The sequence below is a fragment of the Microbacterium sp. LWH10-1.2 genome (genome assembly GCF_038397765.1).
Taxonomy (GTDB): Bacteria; Actinomycetota; Actinomycetes; order Actinomycetales; family Microbacteriaceae; genus Microbacterium; species Microbacterium natoriense.
The window spans coordinates 3,072,315-3,090,523 of record NZ_CP151638.1; the positions used below are offsets into that span (position 1 = coordinate 3,072,315).

The 18,209-nt window shown below is 70.5% G+C and carries 11 protein-coding genes; 4 read left to right on the plus strand and 7 right to left on the minus strand.

Annotated features, from left to right (window positions below; genetic code table 11):
• Nucleotides 1-30: 30 nt before the first annotated feature.
• From MRBLWH10_RS14545 to MRBLWH10_RS14555, 3 genes are all read right to left on the minus strand, one after another.
• Nucleotides 31-5,943: an Ig-like domain-containing protein gene (locus MRBLWH10_RS14545; RefSeq protein WP_341940449.1), complete on the minus strand. Its 5,913-nt coding sequence runs from the start codon at nt 5,941-5,943 to the stop codon at nt 31-33.
• Entirely contained in the window at nt 5,943-7,070 is a 1,128-nt protein-coding gene (locus MRBLWH10_RS14550; RefSeq protein ID WP_341940450.1) for a serine/threonine-protein kinase, read from the minus strand. Before MRBLWH10_RS14550 ends, MRBLWH10_RS14545 begins: the two co-directional genes overlap by 1 nt.
• Nucleotides 7,071-7,216: 146 nt before the next feature.
• A complete protein-coding gene (locus tag MRBLWH10_RS14555; RefSeq protein WP_341940451.1) occupies nt 7,217-10,012 on the minus strand; it encodes a metallophosphoesterase in 2,796 nt (931 codons plus the stop codon).
• Between the two features lie 203 nt (nt 10,013-10,215).
• Here MRBLWH10_RS14555 and MRBLWH10_RS14560 point away from each other — a divergent pair, with 203 nt between their 5' ends.
• The gene (locus MRBLWH10_RS14560; RefSeq protein ID WP_341940452.1) at nt 10,216-10,962 is read left to right on the plus strand and encodes a GntR family transcriptional regulator; all 747 of its coding nucleotides are present in this window, start codon (nt 10,216-10,218) and stop codon (nt 10,960-10,962) included.
• Between the two features lie 73 nt (nt 10,963-11,035).
• Here MRBLWH10_RS14560 and MRBLWH10_RS14565 read toward each other — a convergent pair whose 3' ends face one another.
• From MRBLWH10_RS14565 to MRBLWH10_RS14575, 3 genes are read right to left on the minus strand one after another with little or no spacing between them, the layout of a single operon-like run.
• Complete coding sequence (locus tag MRBLWH10_RS14565; RefSeq protein WP_341940453.1) at nt 11,036-11,605, minus strand: DNA-3-methyladenine glycosylase I; 570 nt, start codon at nt 11,603-11,605, stop codon at nt 11,036-11,038.
• A gap of 38 nt (nt 11,606-11,643) precedes the next feature.
• Nucleotides 11,644-12,483 (minus strand): PfkB family carbohydrate kinase, encoded by an 840-nt coding sequence (locus MRBLWH10_RS14570; protein WP_341940454.1) that lies wholly within the window; start codon nt 12,481-12,483, stop codon nt 11,644-11,646.
• Between the two features lie 12 nt (nt 12,484-12,495).
• A complete protein-coding gene (locus tag MRBLWH10_RS14575; RefSeq protein ID WP_105673847.1) occupies nt 12,496-13,281 on the minus strand; it encodes a GntR family transcriptional regulator in 786 nt (261 codons plus the stop codon).
• A 141-nt stretch (nt 13,282-13,422) separates the two neighbouring features.
• Here MRBLWH10_RS14575 and MRBLWH10_RS14580 point away from each other — a divergent pair, with 141 nt between their 5' ends.
• Nucleotides 13,423-14,838 (plus strand): MFS transporter, encoded by a 1,416-nt coding sequence (locus MRBLWH10_RS14580; protein ID WP_341940455.1) that lies wholly within the window; start codon nt 13,423-13,425, stop codon nt 14,836-14,838.
• 51 nt (nt 14,839-14,889) lie between these two features.
• Nucleotides 14,890-15,867, plus strand: coding sequence for a nucleoside hydrolase (locus MRBLWH10_RS14585; protein WP_341940456.1), 978 nt, complete (start codon nt 14,890-14,892; stop codon nt 15,865-15,867).
• Between the two features lie 46 nt (nt 15,868-15,913).
• Here MRBLWH10_RS14585 and MRBLWH10_RS14590 read toward each other — a convergent pair whose 3' ends face one another.
• Nucleotides 15,914-16,957, minus strand: a complete 1,044-nt coding sequence (locus tag MRBLWH10_RS14590; RefSeq protein ID WP_341940457.1) for an NAD(P)-dependent alcohol dehydrogenase — start codon at nt 16,955-16,957, stop codon at nt 15,914-15,916.
• A gap of 122 nt (nt 16,958-17,079) precedes the next feature.
• On the opposite strand from MRBLWH10_RS14590, the gene MRBLWH10_RS14595 reads away from it, so the two are divergent.
• A complete protein-coding gene (locus MRBLWH10_RS14595; protein ID WP_341940459.1) occupies nt 17,080-18,165 on the plus strand; it encodes a hypothetical protein in 1,086 nt (361 codons plus the stop codon).
• The last annotated feature ends 44 nt before the right edge of the window (nt 18,166-18,209 follow it).

Consider the following 18,209-nt stretch of genomic DNA (forward strand, 5'->3'; position numbering starts at 1 on the left):
GGGCTTCCTTTCGGAACGGATGCCGTCCGCTCAGCACAGCGGCATCCGATGGGTGATGGTCGAGAGGGTGTTGTACGCACCGGTGAAGTCGATCTTCACGTCGTAGACGCCGAGCTGGTCGGCCACTCCGGTCGCAGAGAAGCTGTACGACCCGCTGGCCGCAGACGAGACGTTCACGGCGCCCTGCTGATTCAGGAGAGGCAGACAGGGATCGAACGTCACCTTCACAGTGGTGGGGGCCGTGGCCGCCGTGATCGGGGCGGTACCGGAGCATTTGTCGGGCTCGGCCACGTTGCACGCCTTCACGCTGACCTGCCCCGGCGCCGAGTCGGATGACAGTGTGAAGTCGGTGCGCCAGATGCCGTAGAGGTAGTACCACGGCGTGAACTCCGGCTCCACAGTCGGCGCGGGCGCCGAGGCCAGTCCGTAGGTGTAGGTGCTGCCGTTCTGCGACGGAGTCGTGGCCACGGAGTAGGTCGTGTCGCCGCCCGGTCCGCTGACCGAGACGAAGGTGAAGACCGTGGTCGTGTTCGACTCTCCGACGCCGAAGCCGTTCGAGACGCAGGCCTTGACGTTGTAGCGCTTGTACTGCTCGAGGCCGCCGATCGACGGCGAGTCGGAGGCCACTCCCCCGGAGACGACGAGGCCGCCGCTGCTGTCGACCGAGCAAGACACGGTGCCCGACCGCCACGCGACGTACTTCACGGTGAGCGGCTGCGTGCTGCCGTTGCTCTGCGCCGCGATCCCGGAGACGTTCACCGACGAGTTCGACACCGCGGTCGCAGACGGCGAGCGCGGGTCGAAGTACGGCGATCCCGTCACCTGCACCTGGACGCCGAAAGCGCCGCCCTCGTTGCCGATGTTCCCCGCAGGAGGCTGGAATTGGCTGATGGGCACGACGGTGACCGACTGCGCGCCCGGGCTCAGCACGATGTCGGCGTTCGTCGTCGGCCCCTGTCGCTGGATGACCTCGCCGGTCTCCTGCACGCGAAAAGATGCCGCATCGTTCGACGAATCGATCGACAGCGCTGCCACGCCGCGGGTGGTGTCGGTGACTCCGGGGCGATAGACCGGCGTGGCTGTCACGTTCGAGACCTCCGGCGGGGCGTACGCCCAGCTCGTGTGCGCGGATGTCGGTGCGGACGTGCCGACGGCGTTGACCGCGAGCGCGGTGAAGGAGTGCGGCGCTCCGGTCACGAGTCCCGACACCGTGCACTGGTAGACCGATCCGGAGGGCGAGCATGAGGCGTTTGCCGGCGCGCCGTCCTGCATGATCGTGACCCCGCTCACGGCCGGATGCGCGTTCGCCGCTTCCCCGAGCGGCACCTCGAGCACGACGGTGGTTCGCGTGTAGCCGACCGTCGTCACGCTGGCTGGGGCCTGCGGATAGCCCTGAAGGTCGAGCGTGAGCGAGCCGGTGCCGGTGCGGTCCTGAGCATCCGCCACCACGAACGGGACGATGCACTGCCCGCCCGCCGCCTTGCCTCCGCCGGGCCAGCTCACCGCGATGTTCCGCTCGCCCGATGCCGAGAAGGTCGCGACATCGCAGCGTGCCCCCTCGCCCAGCGACACCAGCGTGAGGCCGGCACCCTGCTTGCCCTGGAACGGGTCGTACTCTCCGGACACCCCCACTGCGTCGATGGTGCAGCCGCCGCTGGTGACCGTGCACTGCCGGGTGAACGTCGCGCCCCGAGGGGCATCCGGCGGGGCGATCCCGACCACCAGGCGGAGGGATGCTGCGGCCCCGCCGAAGGCGGACACGTTCACGTCGACGTCTTCCCTGGTTCCCGGTTTCGCATCTGCGCGCGCCTCGATCGACAGCGAGGAGCCGTTGCGCGTGACGGTGAAGGAGGCACCGGAGTACACGATCCCGAAGTCGAGCGACTTCGGGTCGCCCTCGCGCCCGCCCTCCCACGAGGTCATGGTCGAGTAGAGATCGACCGTCTCGGTCCCGCCCGGTGCGACCGTGCGGGATGCCGAACTGAGCACGACCTGAGGCGCGGCGGGGCGGATGGCGACCGGCACCTCGACGTACGACCAGCGCTGCTGGCCCTGCACGCGCACCTGCACGAGGCACGTGTCGGACCACGGAGCGTCGGCGCCTGCGGTGTAGGAGACGGAGGTCTTGCCCTTCGGCGTGCAGCTCGCGACGGCCCGCTGCACGGAGAACTCACCCGTGCCGACCTCGATGCGATCCGATGACGGGAGGTCGACATAGTCGGTCACGTCGAAGGGCTTGGACTTCTCCTCGTCGACGACGACCGGTGTGACACCCGGCTTCAGCTGCACGCGCAGATCGTCGAAGGGCGGAATGTGCAGGAACCCGTAAGCGACCACCTCGCGCCCGCCTTCGGCCTTGCCCGTGAGCTGGAACGGGACGAGCGCGCCTTCGGCGGGGGCCTCGCCCACGATGCGGTTGCCGGCGACCGTGAAGCCGGGCTGCTCGCCCCACAGGCTGAGCGTGAGCGCCCCGGTGTCGCCTGAGGCCCAGCGCACCCGATCCTTGACGACGTCGAGTCCGCCGTCGCTCAGCTCTGCGCGCGTGCGCGCGGTGAGCACGGTATCGGCGACCGTGGGCCGATCGGTCACGGCGTCGTCGGTGACCGTGACGACGATGAGTCCCTGCGAGGTGCTCTGAGTGCGGGTGGAGCGCACCGTGTAGATGTACGAGTTCGTGCCCGCCGTCTCTCCTGCGCGCAGCACGACGCGGCCGTCATCGAGCGACGTCGATTCGTCGATCAGCGCGTCGAGGCGTTCGAAGTACGGGTTGCCCTTCACCTGCGGAGCGTTCGGAACGAGCTCGATGAGCTCCAGGTCGCCCTGGGCGGGGTCGAGGTCGTTCGCCCGCGGGTCGAGGATCACTGGAGAGGCGGACCCGGCCTGGACCCGCACGTAATCGCTGTACGTCACCGGAGCGGCGTCGTCGACCCTGCCGTCGAGCACGCCGATGCGCACCTGCCCGGTGCCTTCCTCACCGCCGGGGTCGCGGACCGTGTAGCTGAAACCCACCTGGCCGCCTGCGCCCGCGGCAGCAGGGGCGCGGTACACGATCGCATCGCCCGAGGCGGTGACGGTGACGGTGCCCTGTCCCTTCCCGGGTTGGGTCACGTCGGCGAGCACGACGCGATCTCCGTCGGCATCCACGCCCGTCGTCGGCACCTTCAGCGTGACGGTCTGCCCGGTGAGCACCCGGCCGGTGAGCGCGGTCGGGGTGGGCGCCCGGTTGGTCCCCGGCGGGACGACGGTGACGGTGACGGTGCCGGTGTCGGACAGCGAGGGGTTGCGCTCGAGGGACACCGCGTAGGTCAGGCGGTAGGTGCCAGGATTCTGGGGCGCGAGATAGCGCAAGCTGTTGCCGTCGGCGAAGACCAGCTCATCGGGCTGGCCGGAGCCGATCACCTCCGGTTGCACGATCAGCGCCTCACCGCGCGGCGCGACGTCGTTCGCGGCGACCTCGATGCGTGCGAGCGCCCCCGCCCGCACGGTGATCGCGTCGGGGAAGACGATCGGGCGGGTCACGGTCGACGGCGGAGCGAGGAAGACCGTCACCGTGCCCTTGACCGCGGCACCGGCTCCGTCGGCGACGGTGACTGCAGCGGAGCCGATCACCCCCGACTCCCCGGTCTCCGTCGTACCACTGACACGGATGCTCTCGTTGCCGACGATCCCGACGTCGAGCCGAGGCGTCGAGCTCGACGCCTCGGAGACGATCAGGACGCGTCCGCTGGTGTTCTGCACGGCGCGCAGCACGTCGACCGTGGTGTCCTCGCCCTCGCGCACGAACGCGGTGAGCGGCGCCATGGCCAGCGCCGATGATCCGTCGACCGCGGTGAGGCGGATGACGGCCGACTTCTCGGCCTGGGTCACCACATCCTGCGCCGTGTAGGTCACGAGGTACTGCCCCGGCACGGCGACCGTGAAGTCCACGGTGCCCGACGCGGCGTTCGGCGAGACCTCGAGCCCCTCGTCCGCCGCCGCGGTCTGCACGGCATCGAGCAGTCGATACGTGCCCGACCCGCCGGAGATATGATCGGCGACCCTGATGGACTGCGGCTCTTCGACCCGCACGGTCAGCGCGATCGGGGCCGCGGTCAGCGTGGGACTGCCGGTGACGTGCACCTCGAGGATCTTCTCCGCCGTGGCGCCGTACGAGTCCTGGATGACCACCGTGACGGAGACCACGGCATCTGAGGCGTTAGGGTCGGTGTGACGGATCGCCACCCGGCCGTCGGCCATCGGCACGACCATGACGGGTGCTGCAGAATCGGTCTCATACGCGTCGCTGAGCACGAAGGGATCGCCCTCAGGGTCGACCCACCCCGCGAGCGCATCGACGATCGTGCTGCCGCCAGGCAGCAGCTGAGGCGCCGGCCACTCCTGCTGGCAGGCCTCGACGCCGCACCATACGGGTGCGGAGTTGACGTCAGCGGCCACGACGGTGAGCGTGACGGTCGTGGGCTCGGAGACCGCAGCGCCGTCGGTCACGGTGTACGTGAACGTGGTCTGCCCCGAAGTGGCGCGCACATCCACGACGAGCGACTGTCCTCCGCCGACGAGAGAAAGATCACCGAACCCGGCATCCGCCAGCGCGCCGACCGATGCCGGATCGATCGTGAGCACGTCTTTCTTGTTGGGGTCGTGGTCGTTGAACAGCACCGGCAGGATCACCTGCTGGCCGCTGCGCACTCCGAACGAGTCGGCGACAGCCACCGGCGGAAGCTCCTCCGCGACGTCCTCGACGACGACCGTGCCCTCCTGCTGCTCGGTCTCATCGTCGACGGCCCACTGCTCGAGCGGGATCAGCCGGCCCTCCGGCGCCGTCCAGATGAGGCCGGTGCCTGCTTCGACGAGTACCGCTCTATCGCCGTTGGTCTGCAGCACCGGACGGATCGACGCGGATTCGAGCGCGGCATCCGGCACCGCCAGCGGCACCGTCTCGCCGTCGGTCCACAGGGTTCCGGAGTCCGTGTCGATCCACGCTGCAAGGGTCTTTCCGCCCACCACGAGCGGAGCCGCCGGCGCGCCCTTGGCCTCGGCGACGCGCGTCGATTCGCCGCTGGGCAGGGAGACGGACACGAGACCCTCGCCGTCGGCGATGAAGAGCCTGTCGCCGGACGAGGCGCCGCTCTGCAGCAGCGCGTCGTCGCCGACGTCGACGCTGACCGGCTCACCGCGACCGGACAGCCAGAGCCGCCCCTTGTCGGGCTGCAGCAGAGCCCAGGTGTCGCCGACGACCGTCATCGCGAGACCCGCCGAGCCCGATGGCTTGGATGCGACCCTGTCGCCCTCGCCGAGGAAACGGTGCTCCGAGACGTCGAAGCGGCGCACGACCGACTCCTCAGACGAATACATCACCAGGATGCCGTCAGGAGACAGCCCGATCGCGTCGGCCGTATAGGTGGGGCGCTCCTCGCCTTTCTCGACCTCGACATCGGAGAAGGGGTCTACGAGTGCGGTCGCCGCCTTCGGACCGAGCGTCGACACCGACACCTGACCGGTGTCGGTGAGATAGGCCACGTAGGAACCGGCCGAGACGATCTCACGGGTTCCGGTCGGCGTGGGCTGTGAGGCGAGAGGCGCCCCCTCCTCACCGGAGTCGGAGAGGAGGTCCTTGGGGTCTGCCGGATCGAGATCCCAGCGCTGCCGCGAGCCCTGGCTGAAGAGCACCGCCTCGGCACCGCTCTGCCAGACATGCTCGGGCGAATCGACATCGCGCACGGTGTCGATCTCGGCGAGGTCGGTGTTCACGCGGGCGTACTGGCCGGAATCGCGCACCACCCACACCGAGGACTCCAGCCGCGGGACCTCCTGCGCCTGGTAGCCCTGCGCGGTGACCGCGAAGGCGACGACGGCTGCGAGGGTTGCGACACCGGCGACGGCGGCGATGATCCGCCCACGCGAACGGGGGCGGACTGCAGTGTCGCCTCGGTCGCCGAGCGGCATCAGATCACTCCGGTCAGCATGAGCACGACGACGCCGGCGACGGCCAGCACCGCCATGCCTATCCCGGCGCCGATGAGACCGGCGACGAGAGGAGAGCGCTGCCTGGACGGCGCGGGGAGCTCGTCACGCTCCCGGGGCCTGCGATCCTGATTCGCCGCACGCACCGCCCGCCGCCCGCCCGTATCGACCGTGGTCACGACCGGGCCCCGGGGCGCGGCATCCGAGAAGTTGACCGGCGCAGCCGCCGCCCATTCTGCCGAAGCCGCCTCGAAGGCCGTCGGAGCGATGCCCAGGTCGTACTGCGCGCGACGCAGCCGCTCGGCGAACTCGGCCATCGACGAGAACCGGCGCGACGGATCGCGCTGCATGGCTGTCGCCAGGACCTCGTCGATCGCACGGGGGAATCCGATGACGGGAACCGGCGTGTAGTTCGCCTTGCCGATGCGGCGGGTCAGCTGCGCCCGCGAATTCGCGGCGCGATCGTCGCTCTCGAACGGCGTGCGACCGGCGAACAGCGTGTACAGGGTGGCTGCGAGACTCCACACCTCGCTGGCGACCGATCCCGAGACCCGTTCCTGCAGCACCTCGGGCGCACTCCACGGCACCGACATGGCGATGGTGTCGGAGTCGCTCTCGTCGATGACCGCGGCGGCGATGCCGAAATCGGCGAGCACAGGAGAGCCCAGCGAGTTCATCAGCACGTTCGAGGGCTTGATGTCGCGGTGCAGGAGCCCCGCACGGTGCACCGTCTCGAGCGCTCCGGCGATGCGCACGCCGGCATCGAGCACCTCTGCCACCGGCAGCGGGCCCTTCTTGTACCGGGTGCCCATGTTGTCGGGGCAGTACTCCATGGCGATGTAAGGACGACCGTCTGAGGAGATCGAGGCCTGATAGACCGTCACGATCGCCGGATGCGCGCTGAGGCGGGCGGATATGTCGGCCTCGACGTTGAAGTCGCGCAGGATCTCGGGGTTCACGGCATCCGCCAGGAGCACCTTCACCGCGGCGACCCGGCGCGGCATATCCTGCTCATACAGGAAGACATCGGCGAAGCCGCCGGAACCGAGCGGACGCACGTAGGAGTAGCCGGCGAGCACCGGCGGTGCCGACATGATGCGCTTTGCCACACGCGCTCCCCTCGATGTCGAAAACCGGCGAGAGAACACATCGCCGTGCACATCGAGCACGCCGTTCCCCCACGGGGATTATATCCAGTGCCTGTGCCATCGCCCGGCGGACGCCTCGCGGGGGTCGAGGCGTCCGCCGGAGCGATTCAGCGGCGGACTGCTCTGCGTCGCAACGCGACAGCGGCACCGGCGGCCACGAGGGCGAGGGCCAGCGCCAGCAGTCCCAGCGGGGTCTCGCCTCCCGTGGCGGCGAGGTCGCCTCCGGATGCCGGCGGCTTCGAACCGCCCGCGCCCCCGGTCGACCCCGCGCCTCCGCTGCCCGCTGCAGCGCCAGGATCCGCCGCGGTGACCGTGACCGCCGCCGTCGCCTCCGTGCCGTCGGGCAGGATGACGGCGAGCGTGTGCGCCCCGGCCGGCGTGCTCTTCGGGATCGTCACCGTGGTGCGGAAGGCGCCGTCGGCATCCGTCGTGACCTGACCGACCCGCACCGGGGTGGAGCGCAGCTCGATCGCCAGCTCGGCCAACGCCGGGAAGCCCGTGCCGGAGACCGCGAGCTCGCCGCCGGCGACGACGGTGTCGGCGCCGAGGTCGATCAGCGGCTGCGCGGGCTCCACCGGAGCATCCGTCGGCAGCGGGACGTCGACGTGCTTGATCTCGGAGGCGCCGGTCGTGGAGAACGAGTACACCGTCACCCGCACGCGGTCGTCGTAGAGGGCTGCGCGGAGGCCCACGGGGTCGGCGCCGCCGACGGCCTTCTCCTCCCAGTCGCCGCTCGGACCGTACATCGTCGTCACCGCGCCGGTGTTCACGACGGTCGGCGCGTGCGCCTGCGCCGGGTCCGTGCGCAGTTCGGAGCTCCAGTCGTTCAGAGTGGGCGACCAGTGCGTGTGGCTGTTGAACATGATCACGTTCGGGTTCTGCGCGAGCAGCGCCGCGAAGCGCGCCTCCTCCTGGCCGTAGTCGTTCTTGTAGAAGCGCGCGTAGGAGCCAGAGACCGAGTACGGAAGCAGGTGGTGCGAGAAGAGCAGCACCGGCTTGTTCTCGGCCCGCCAGTGGTCGAGGCGCTCGCGCAGCCACGTGTACTGCGCCGAGCTGAACTCGACGAACGGTCCGGAGCCCGTCTTCGCGGAGTAGTCGTACGACTCGCTGCCGATCCAGATCAGGGGCAGCTCGCCGTCGACGAGCACCTCGCCCCACAGTCCGCCCTGACCGCCGACGTCGCGCATGCCGGTCGTGTCGAGGAACCGCTTCTGGTACGTCGCCGACCCGTCGTTCCCGTAGTACTCGTGGTTGCCGATGGTCGAGACGACCGTGCCGTACTGGCCTCCGCCGCCCGCGGCGAGCGCCGCGAGGTACGCGGAGTAGTTCGACGTCGAGCCGTTGCTGACGAGGTCGCCGTTCGAGACGAGCACATCGGCCTTCTGCGTCATGCCGCGGAATCCGGGAATCACGTTCTGGCTCAGGCGGGCGGTGGCGCCCTGCACATCGCTGAAGATGTCGACGACGGCCTGCGCCGTCGTGCCGTCGGCGAGGGCGGAGAGCGGACGCACGACCTGGACGTCATCCAGCATCCAGGAGCCGGATGCCGCGGCCGCCGCGAAGGCGACGCGCACGGTCATCGCCTTCGCCCCCGCTGGTACGGAGAACGGCAGCCGCAGCTGGGCGGATTCCTCATCCGCATCGGCGAGCGCACGGAGCACGGTCTGCGTGCCGTCGTCGAACGACACCGTGACGGTGCCCTGCTGGGCGCCGCCGCGCTTGCGGTAGTGGCTGTCGAGACGCAGCTCGAGCGCATCACCGGGCGTCACCGCGATCGGAGCGGAGGTCAGCGCGCCGTCGAAAGCGGCCTTCGCCGATTCGGCCACGGCGATCCGCCCGGAGGCGCGGGTGAACGCGTGCCTCCGATCGGTGCCGTACTCGGCGATGACGTCGGCGATGGTCGAGGTCTTCCACGACCCGCTGGCCGTCCAGGTGTCGGCCTCGAAGCCGTCGAACCAGATCTGCTGCTCGGTCGTGTGGGTCTCGGCGTCGCCCGCACCCAGCACGGTGATCTCGAGGGATGCCGGCGCGATGCCCGCCCCTCCGAGCGACAGGGTCGCCGACCCGGCGGGGGTCCCTGCCGGGAGGGTCACCGAGAAGGAGGTCTCGCCCGCGGCATCCGCCACCGGGATCCCCGAGACGGCGTCGGCGCCGAGCAGCGCCTCCAGCTGCTGCCCCTGACGGAGCCCGCCGATCTTCACGGGCACGGTCGCGCCCGCCGCCGCGACGGGCTTGGTCGCGGAGAGGATGCGCGGGGTGGAGTCGACCGGAGCCGTCTCGCCGATCTGCACGTCGTCTATCATCCAGAACCAGTTGTTGCTGCTCTCGGCGTAGGACCAGCCGATCTGCACACTGCCCGCACCCGACGGCACCGGGACCGCGACGGAGACCTGCTCGTCGAGCCGGTTGCGCGAGAACGACTCCACGGTGACGGGTGCACCGTCATCGAAGCGCGCGACGAGCTGCGCCGTCTGCGGGGCCTGCCCCTGCTTGTAGTGGCTGTCGAACGTCACCTGCACGGCGCCGGCGCCGGACTGCAGGTCGAACTCGGGCGCCCAGAGCACCGAGCTGAAGCGCCCTGTGGTGGGGCGGTTGGAGTCGGAGTGCACCACGGCGGTCATGCCGTCGGCGCGGGAGAACGATCCGCGATCGCCGCTGTTGCCCCAGGTCGACACGACCTCGGGCACGGTGTGGAACGTCCACCCCTGCCATCCGGTGCGCATGCCGGCGACGTTGGTGCTCTCGACGCTCCAGCCCGCGGGCGCCTGGGCGGCGGACCCGGTCGTGAAGCCCTCGGCGAGAGGTGTGGGCGCGGCGGCGACCGCGGGGCTCGCCGCTGCTCCGGCGATCAGGGCGAGAGCGGCGGAGGCCGCGAGGGCTCCGATTCCGCGTGTGAATCTCATGTGCTTCTTCCTCGGGAGTGGGGGACCGTGGGGTCGGACGATGCGGGGTGAGGGCGCGGGTACCGCCCGATACGAGCCTGCTGATTGCAAGTAGTCATGACAACTTCTGACAGCGAAGTTCCCCGAATGTTCACCGACAGGCATCAGACTGGTCAGAGAGCGGGATCCTGTCCCGAAGAAGTAGCGACAAGGAGGGCCGACACGTGAGCGCACCGCTGCACGAACAGCTCTACGAGCGGATGCTGTCGCGCATCCGCTCCGGCGAATGGCCCGAGGGAGAGCGCGTCCCCAGCGAGCAGTCGCTCATCGCCGAGTTCGGCACGTCGAGGGGGCCGATCAGACAGGCGCTCGCGACCCTGCGCGCGCAGGGAGCGGTCGACGGCGGCCGCGGCGCTCCCCCGCGGGTCAAGAGGATGGTCCCGACGCAGCCCTTCCAGACGTTCATCTCGTTCACCGAATGGGCGCTGAGCATCGGCAGCGTTCCGGGTCAGCGCGTGATCGAAGCCGCCCGCCGGCCGGCGTCGGACGACATCGCCGCCGGGCTCGGCATCGGACAGGGGGATCCGGTCGTCGAGATCGTGCGCCTCCGTCTGCTCGACGACGCCCCCGCCATGCTCGAGCGCTCCGCCTTCCCCCTCGACGTGGGCCGGGTGCTGCTCGCTGCGGATCTCGACACCGGGAGCATCTACCAGACCATGACGGCGCACGGCCTCGCGCCCACGCGCGCCCGCCATCTCTTCGACGCGGTCGCCGCCGATCCGCTCGACGCCGAGGTGCTCGCCGTCCCGCTCGGCAGCCCGCTCCTGCGCGTGCGCCGCCTGGCCTGGGCCGAGGACGGAGCGCTCGTCGAGACCGCCGACGACCGCTACCTGCCGACGATGGCGACCTTCGCCGTCGAGAACACGTCGGACTCGCGCTCCGCTCTCACGAGGGAGACCGGTCGGCGCTGAGCGTCACCCCTGTGGGGGCGGTGCCGGCGTCGTGCGGGCGCAGCGAGACGAGACGTCCGCACGCCCTACGGCATCAGGCGCGCCAGCATCCCTCCATGTGGTCGTCGACCATGCCCGCGGACTGCATCAGCGCGTACATCGTCGTCGGACCCACGAAGCGGAATCCTCGTCGCCGCAGCTCCTTGCTCATCGCGGTCGACTCGGCGGTCACGGCGGCGACGTCGGCCATGCTGCGCGGACGGATGCCGGAGGGCGGAGGCGCGAACGACCACATCAGGGCGTCGAGCTCGCCATCGGCCATGTCCCGCACGAGCCGCGCGTTGCCGATCGTGGCCTCGATCTTCGCCCGGTTGCGGACGATGCCGGCATCCGCCATCAGCCGCTCGACGTCTCCCTCATCGAACTCGGCGACGACCTCGGGCTCGAAGCCGGCGAACACCTCGCGGAACCTCGGACGCTTGCGCAGGATCGTGATCCACGACAGACCAGCCTGGAAGCCCTCCAGCGCCATCTTCTCGAAGAGCGCCCTGTCGCCGCGGAGCGGGGTGCCCCACTCCTCGTCGTGATACCGGCGGTATTCGGCGTCGTCACCGACCCAGGCGCAGCGGTCGAGTGCGTCGGGTCCTGCGATGAGGGAGGTCATGCTCCCAGGCTATCCGCGGCGACGGACACCGCCGCCTCTCAGCGCGCGAGGTAGGCGTCGTAGGGGTCGAGGAGGGGCTGCGACCGCGGATCGGCCACCGCGGCGGCTCCGACGGCGCACGCCACGGAGAGCGCTTCGGCAGCGGATGCCCCGGAGGCGAGGCCGATCGTCAGCGCGGCGCAGAACGCATCACCCGCGCCGACCGTGTTCTCCACCGTCGTCTTCACGGCAGGGGCCGCGGCGACTTCGACACCGCCCTCGAACAGCTTCGCCCCGTCGCCGCCGTAGGTGACGGCGACCCGAGCGGCCGTGCGGAGGGCGGGGATGAGGGCGTACTCCGTCTCGTTGACGATGATGAGGTCCGCACGCCGCAGCACCGCATCCGGCAGCTCGCGGGCCGGCGCCGCGTTCACCGCGAGGTATCCGCGCGCCCGCGCGGCCAGCTCGACGATGAGGTCCATGGAGATCTCCAGCTGCGCGAGCACCGCCTCACCCTCGGCGAACTCGACGCCGTCCAGGGAGACCTCCCCGTTGGCACCTTCGCACACGGCGATCTGGTTCTCCCCCTCGCGGTCGACGACGATGAGGGCGACGCCGGTCGGCTCCGTGCCCGCCTGCAGACCGGAGGTGTCGACGCCCGCGGCATCGAGCTCGGCGCGCATCCACGCTCCGTCGGCGTCGGGGCCGACGGCGCCGATCATGCGCACCGCGGCGCCCAGCCGCGCGGCTGCGGCGGCCTGGTTGGCGCCCTTGCCTCCGGCTTCGCGGACCAGGCGGCCTCCGCCCACGGTCTCACCCGCCTGCGGAAGACGCTCTGCGCGTGCGGTGAGGTCGACGTTGATGCTTCCGACGACGGTGAGGGGAAGGGGACTCTGCACGGGGACTCGCAATCAGGACGTGGTCTGGACGACGGAGAGATGACCGACTCGGGAGGAGACGATGCACTTGGCGAGGTACACGGGGGCTCCACCCGTGGTGACAGTCTGGGTGAGGATGAGCACCGGCTCGGCGGCGCCGAGGCCGAGCAGCGACCCGCGCGATGCGCCGACCACGTTGACGGTGATCTCGCAGACCGCGGAGTCGAAGACGACGTCGGTCCGCTCGCGCAGCGCTGCCAGGATGCTCGACGGAGAGGTCGCCGCCTCCTCCAGCGCGTCGGCGATCGGCCGACTGATGTCACTGAGGTAGCGGCCGGCGGGCAGGTGCTCCTGCAGGATCGCGACCGGCTCGCCGCGCCGCTCGACGACGGCCTCGCGGAACCACGTGTTCGCGGCGGGGTCGAGCGCGAGCTTGCTGGAGGTGAAGTCGGTGGTGGACTGCAGGTCGAAGCTGAGCATGCGCACGACCACGTCGTCGTCGCCGTCGGAGAGCGCCTGCTCCAGCGGCCGCAGCTCCTCGAGCCCCACGCGCGGCAGGTCGTCGGCGACGAATCGGCCGATGCCCCGGCGCGTGATGATGAGCCCGTCCTCTTCGAGGAGCATCAGCGCCTCGCGGACCACGGTGCGGCTGACGCCCAGCGCGACGCCCAGCTCGGTCTCCCGCGGCAGGGCGGAGCCGAGCTCGAAGATGCCGGAGCGGATGCCGTCGGCGATGCGCGAGTAGACGGCGACGCGCAGCGGCTGCCCGACGGTGCTCGTCAGACTCCGTCCGAGGAACTGCTCGATCCCGTTCGTCATCCTGTCGTTCCTTCCGTCGCCGCTCCGGCGCGAGCGTCCTCCGTATTCAAGCACGGGACACCTCGTGTTGACCATGTTAGACCGGAGAGGTATAACATCATACAAGCCGCACCCGACGGCACCCATGACGAAGGAGTCTCCGTGCACACCCACGCCCCCACCGCCTCCCCCGGCGCACCCGTCCGCGAGCCCGTCCGCGGTGCGCGCGCCGTCGGGCTGGTCGCCACCCTGATCCTCGGCGTGCTCTCGTATCAGCTGAACGCGAGCATGATCACGCCCGCCCTGCCCGACATCGCCGCACAGCTGGGCGAGGACATCGGACGCGTGTCGCAGGTGTCCTCCCTGTTCTTCGTCGCCGGCGCCGTCGGCGGCGTCGTCCTCGGGCGCTGGAGCGACTTCATCGGGCGCAAGCGCGCCCTGTTCATCGTGCTCGGCATCCTGTCCCTCGGCACGCTCCTGTGCATCTTCGCGCCGAACCTCACCGTGCTGCTCATCGGACGTGTCCTCCAAGGCGCATCGAGTGCCGCGTTCCAGCTCGCCTACGTGATCCTCAGCGAATCGCTGAGCGCCAAGGTCTTCGGCACGACCCTCGGCATCATCACCGCCGTCAACGGCGGGGTCGGCGGCGTCGACGGCTACATCGGCGGCCTGCTGAGCGAGGCCTTCGGCTTCCGCTCGATCTTCGTCGTCATCTTCATCGTCGGCCTCATCGCGATCGTCTGCGTGGCCAGGGTGATCCCGGCCACGCAGGTCAGCGCCTCGACCGGGAAGATGGACTGGTGGGGAGCTGCCGTACTGTCGATCGCGCTGATCTGCGTGACGTACTTCGTGTCCTCCGGACCGAGCGCGGGGTGGCTGGCCCCGGTCACCCTCCTGTTCCTGGCGGGCGCCGTCGCCTCCCTCGTGGCGTTCTGGGTGGTCGAGAAGAGGCGCGCGACCCCGCTGATCGCCGTCGAGCACCTGCGCTCCCGCCAGGTGTGGCCGGTGCTCGCGACGACCGTGCTGACCCTGTCGAGCGTCTTCGCCGTCATCAACTTCACCGTGGTGCTGCTCAGCCAGGACGGCACCCATGGATTCGGCCTCGATGCCGCCACCGCGGCTCTGCTCTTCCTCGCCCCGCCCGCGCTGATCGGCGTCTTCGCCGCGCCGATGTCGGGCTGGCTCGCCGGGCGCCGCGGATGGATCCCCGTCCTGCGCGTGGGCATGATCGCCTGTCTCGTCCTGCTGGTCGTCATCGCCCTGCTCCCCCAGAGCTTCTGGGTGGTGTTCGCCATGATCGCGCTCCTCGGCATCACGTACAACGGCATCGTGCTGACCACGATCAACGGCCTGGGCGTCGTGCAGTCGCCCGCGGAGGCGCCGGCGGCGCTCCCCGGCCTGAACGGCAGCGCCTTCGGCATCGGCGCCGGTCTCGGCATCGGCATCGTCGCCCCCTTCGCCGCGCAGGGCACCCCCGGGGGCTACGTCACGGCGCTGTGGATCTCCGTCGGCATCACCGCCCTGGCCCTCATCACCAGCTTCCTCATCCGCCCGCGCGTCCCCGTCGACGCCTCCTGACCCCTCGGGCGGCCGCGGCCGCGGCCGCCCTCCCGACCACCGGAGCACTCCATGACACACGCCACCGCCCGTCCCGTCTACTTCGACTGCGACACCGGCATCGACGACTCCCTCGCCCTCGCCTACCTGCTCTCCTCACCGGAGATCGCGCTCGTCGGCGTCGGCACCGTCAGCGGCAACACCAGCTCGGCGCAGGCCGCGGTGAACACCCTCGGCCTGCTCGCCGTCGCCGGTCGCACCGACGTGCCCGTGGCCGTCGGCGCGCATGACTTCCTCACCCACCCGTACGACGGCGGCGCTCCGCACGTCCACGGCGACAACGGCATCGGCGAGGTCGTCCTCCCGCCCGCCGCACGGACGCCCGAGGACGAGGATGCCGCGCGCATGCTGATCCGGCTCTCCCACGAGCACGCCGGAGACCTCGAGGTGATCGCGGTCGGACCGCTCACCAACCTCGCCACCGCGCTCGCTCTCGACCCGACCCTGCCCTCTCGCGTGACGGGCGTCACGGTCATGGGCGGCGCAGCCCTCGTGCCGGGCAACATCACCCCGGTGGCGGAGGCCAACATCGGCAACGACCCGGAGGCCGCCTCTGCGACCCTCTCCGCGGGCTGGCCGGTGACCCTCGTGCCCCTGGACGTGACGATGGAGAACGTCTTCGACGAGGACGACCGCGCCGCGCTGCTCGCCTCGGACGTGCCCCTCGCCCGCACGGTCGGCGAGATGCTCGACTTCTACTTCGATTTCTACGTCGAGACCTACGGCGAGCGCAGCAGCGCACTGCACGATCCCCTCGCCGCGGCGATCGCGGTCGGCGGGATCGCCGCGACCGTCGCCCCGGCGGTGAGCGTCGTGGTCGACACCACGGCGGGTCCGGCGCGCGGGCAGACCATCTGCGACCTGCGCGGGCAGCGACGAGGATCGGTGGATCAGCCGGGGGCGACGGTTCGCGTGGTGCTCGGAACCGATGCCCCGCTCGCTCCGCACCTGATCGCGCGGATGACCGGAGCCGGCATCCTGGTCGGCTGACCCTCGACGGAGGGGAGAGGCGTCGTCCGCTGCTCCCCTCCGTCGATCAGGCGAAGGTGGAGGCGTCGATGACGAACCGGTACCGCACGTCGGAGGCGAGCACGCGCTCGTAGGCGGTGTTGATCTCGGATGCCGGGATCACCTCGATCTCGGCGGCGATGCCGTGCTCAGCGCAGAAGTCGAGCATCTCCTGCGTCTGGGCGATGCCGCCGATGTTCGACCCGGCGAGGGTCTTGTTGCCGCCGATGAGCGAGCCGATCGGCAGCCCGAGCGGTTCGCCCGGCGCCCCGACGCACACCATCGCGCCGCCGACAGCGAGCAGCCCGAGGTACGCGCGCAGGTCGATCACCGCGCTGACGGTGTTGAGGATGACGTCGAACGACCCGCGCAGCTCCTTGAAGGTCGCGGGGTCGGCGGTCGCGTAGTAGTGGTCTGCTCCGAGCCGGATGCCGTCGTCCTTCTTGCTCAGGGTCTGCGACAGCACCGTCACCTCCGCGCCGAGCGCATGCGCGAGCTGCACGCCCATGTGGCCGAGCCCGCCCATGCCGACGACGGCGACGCGGGTGCCTGGCCCCACACCCCAGCGCCGCAGCGGGGAGTACGTGGTGATGCCGGCGCAGAGCAGCGGGGCGGCCCTGTCGAGCGGGATCGCGTCGGGAATGCGCACGGCGAAGCCCTCGGTCACGACGACCTGCTGCGAGTACCCGCCCTGGGTGATGGTGCCGTCGCGGTCGGTGCTGCCGTAGGTGAAGACGGCGCCCTCTCGGCAGAACTGCTCCTCGCCGCGGCGGCAGGCGGGGCACTCTCCGCACGAGTCGACGAGGCATCCGACGCCGACGCGATCGCCGATCGCGTGCGTCGTGACGCTCTCCCCGACCGCGGCGACGGTGCCGGCGATCTCGTGACCAGGAGCGAGCGGGTAGTGCTGCGGACCCCAGTCGCCGCGCACGGTGTGGATGTCGGAGTGGCAGATGCCCGCGAAGGCGATGTCGATCAGGATGTCGCGCGGGCCGAGATCCCGCCGTTCGATCGTGGTCCTCTCGAGCGGGGCTGCTTCGCTGGGGGCGGCGTAGGCGGTGACGCGGGTCATAGGCGCTCCTCTGTATGGCGTACCCCGCCATTCTCCCGCGTTCCGCGCCCTGCCGGACGATCGCCGTGCAGGGCGCCCGTCGGACCGGTACCGTGGCCGGTACGACTCTGGAGGGACGTCTCATGCGCAGATCATCCATGCCTGCCCGGATCATCACCGCACTGTTCGCGGTCGTCGTCGCCCCGATCGGCGCCGGGCTCCTCAGCGCCGGAGGGCGTGCGTGGTACTACACCTTCACCGAGTTCGGGGGCTTCGATACGAGCCGACTCCTCGGCCCCGTGCTGCTGCAGGTCGTCGGCATCCTCCTGCTGCTGGCGGTCGTGGCGACAGGGTTCTGGAGCTCGGCGGGGCTGCTCACCGTCGGCATCCTGGCGCTCGCGAGTCTCGTCTTCGCGATCTTCCCCTCTCTGCTGCTCTCGATGTATCAGGCACCGCTGCCGCAGGAGTGGGTCGACGGCATCGTCTACGGAATCCCGCTCGCCCTGTTCCTCGCGTTCGGCGCGATGGGTCTCGTGCTGCTCCTCGCGCGGCGCTCGCCCGCCCGACCCCGGATGGCGATGAACATCGTCGGACTCGTCGCGGCACCCGTGCTGCTCACCGTCGGGATCGGACTGCTCGCGTTCGGCATCAGCAGGGGGATGCTCGTCGCGCTCCAGCAGTACCGCTTCGACGTGTCGTTCGATGCGATCGCGGCGGTCCTCAGCGGCGCCGTGCTGGTCGTCGCGGGGGTGATGACGACCCGGTGGTCGCCGTTCGCCCTGCTGCTCCCCGCCGTGGTGCTGCTCGTGCTCACGCCGCTCTCGCTCTCACCGGGGAGCGGATTCCAGGACGTGCTCTTCACCCTCTCGAGGGAGATGAGCCGCTCCGTCCCGCCGCTGCTGGTGATGGGCGCCGGGGTCGCGGCAGCGCTGGCCTATGCGCTGTTCACGGCCGTGCTGCTGAGGGCACGCGCGCAGAACCGCATCCTGCCGGGGACCTACGTCGCCCCGCTCGGTGCGGACGGCTATCCCCTGAACTATCCGGCACCCGGACCCGCGGCCGCCCCTCAGCCCTACGCTCCGGGGCAGCCCTACCCGCCCGCGCCGCCTTACCAGCAGGGGCAGCCTCACGATCCAGGACATCCGTACCAGCCGTACCAGCAGGGACAGTCCCACCAGCCTGGACAGCCCTACCCTCCGGCTCAGGGACACCCGCCGACTCAGGTGTGAGGCTCACCTCTCCGGCCAGCACCGAAATCGGCGCCTCCCGCCGG

Bases quoted from the DNA above. Each gene is read 5' to 3' on its own strand.
- MRBLWH10_RS14545 (WP_341940449.1), bottom strand. From the start codon at position 5,943: ATGCCGCTCGGCGACCGAGGCGACACTGCAGTCCGCCCCCGTTCGCGT.
- MRBLWH10_RS14555 (WP_341940451.1), bottom strand. From the start codon at position 10,012: ATGAGATTCACACGCGGAATCGGAGCCCTCGCGGCCTCCGCCGCTCTC.
- MRBLWH10_RS14565 (WP_341940453.1), bottom strand. From the start codon at position 11,605: ATGACCTCCCTCATCGCAGGACCCGACGCACTCGACCGCTGCGCCTGG.
- MRBLWH10_RS14575 (WP_105673847.1), bottom strand. From the start codon at position 13,281: ATGACGAACGGGATCGAGCAGTTCCTCGGACGGAGTCTGACGAGCACC.
- MRBLWH10_RS14585 (WP_341940456.1), top strand. From the start codon at position 14,890: ATGACACACGCCACCGCCCGTCCCGTCTACTTCGACTGCGACACCGGC.
- MRBLWH10_RS14590 (WP_341940457.1), bottom strand. From the start codon at position 16,957: ATGACCCGCGTCACCGCCTACGCCGCCCCCAGCGAAGCAGCCCCGCTC.
- MRBLWH10_RS14595 (WP_341940459.1), top strand. From the start codon at position 17,080: ATGCGCAGATCATCCATGCCTGCCCGGATCATCACCGCACTGTTCGCG.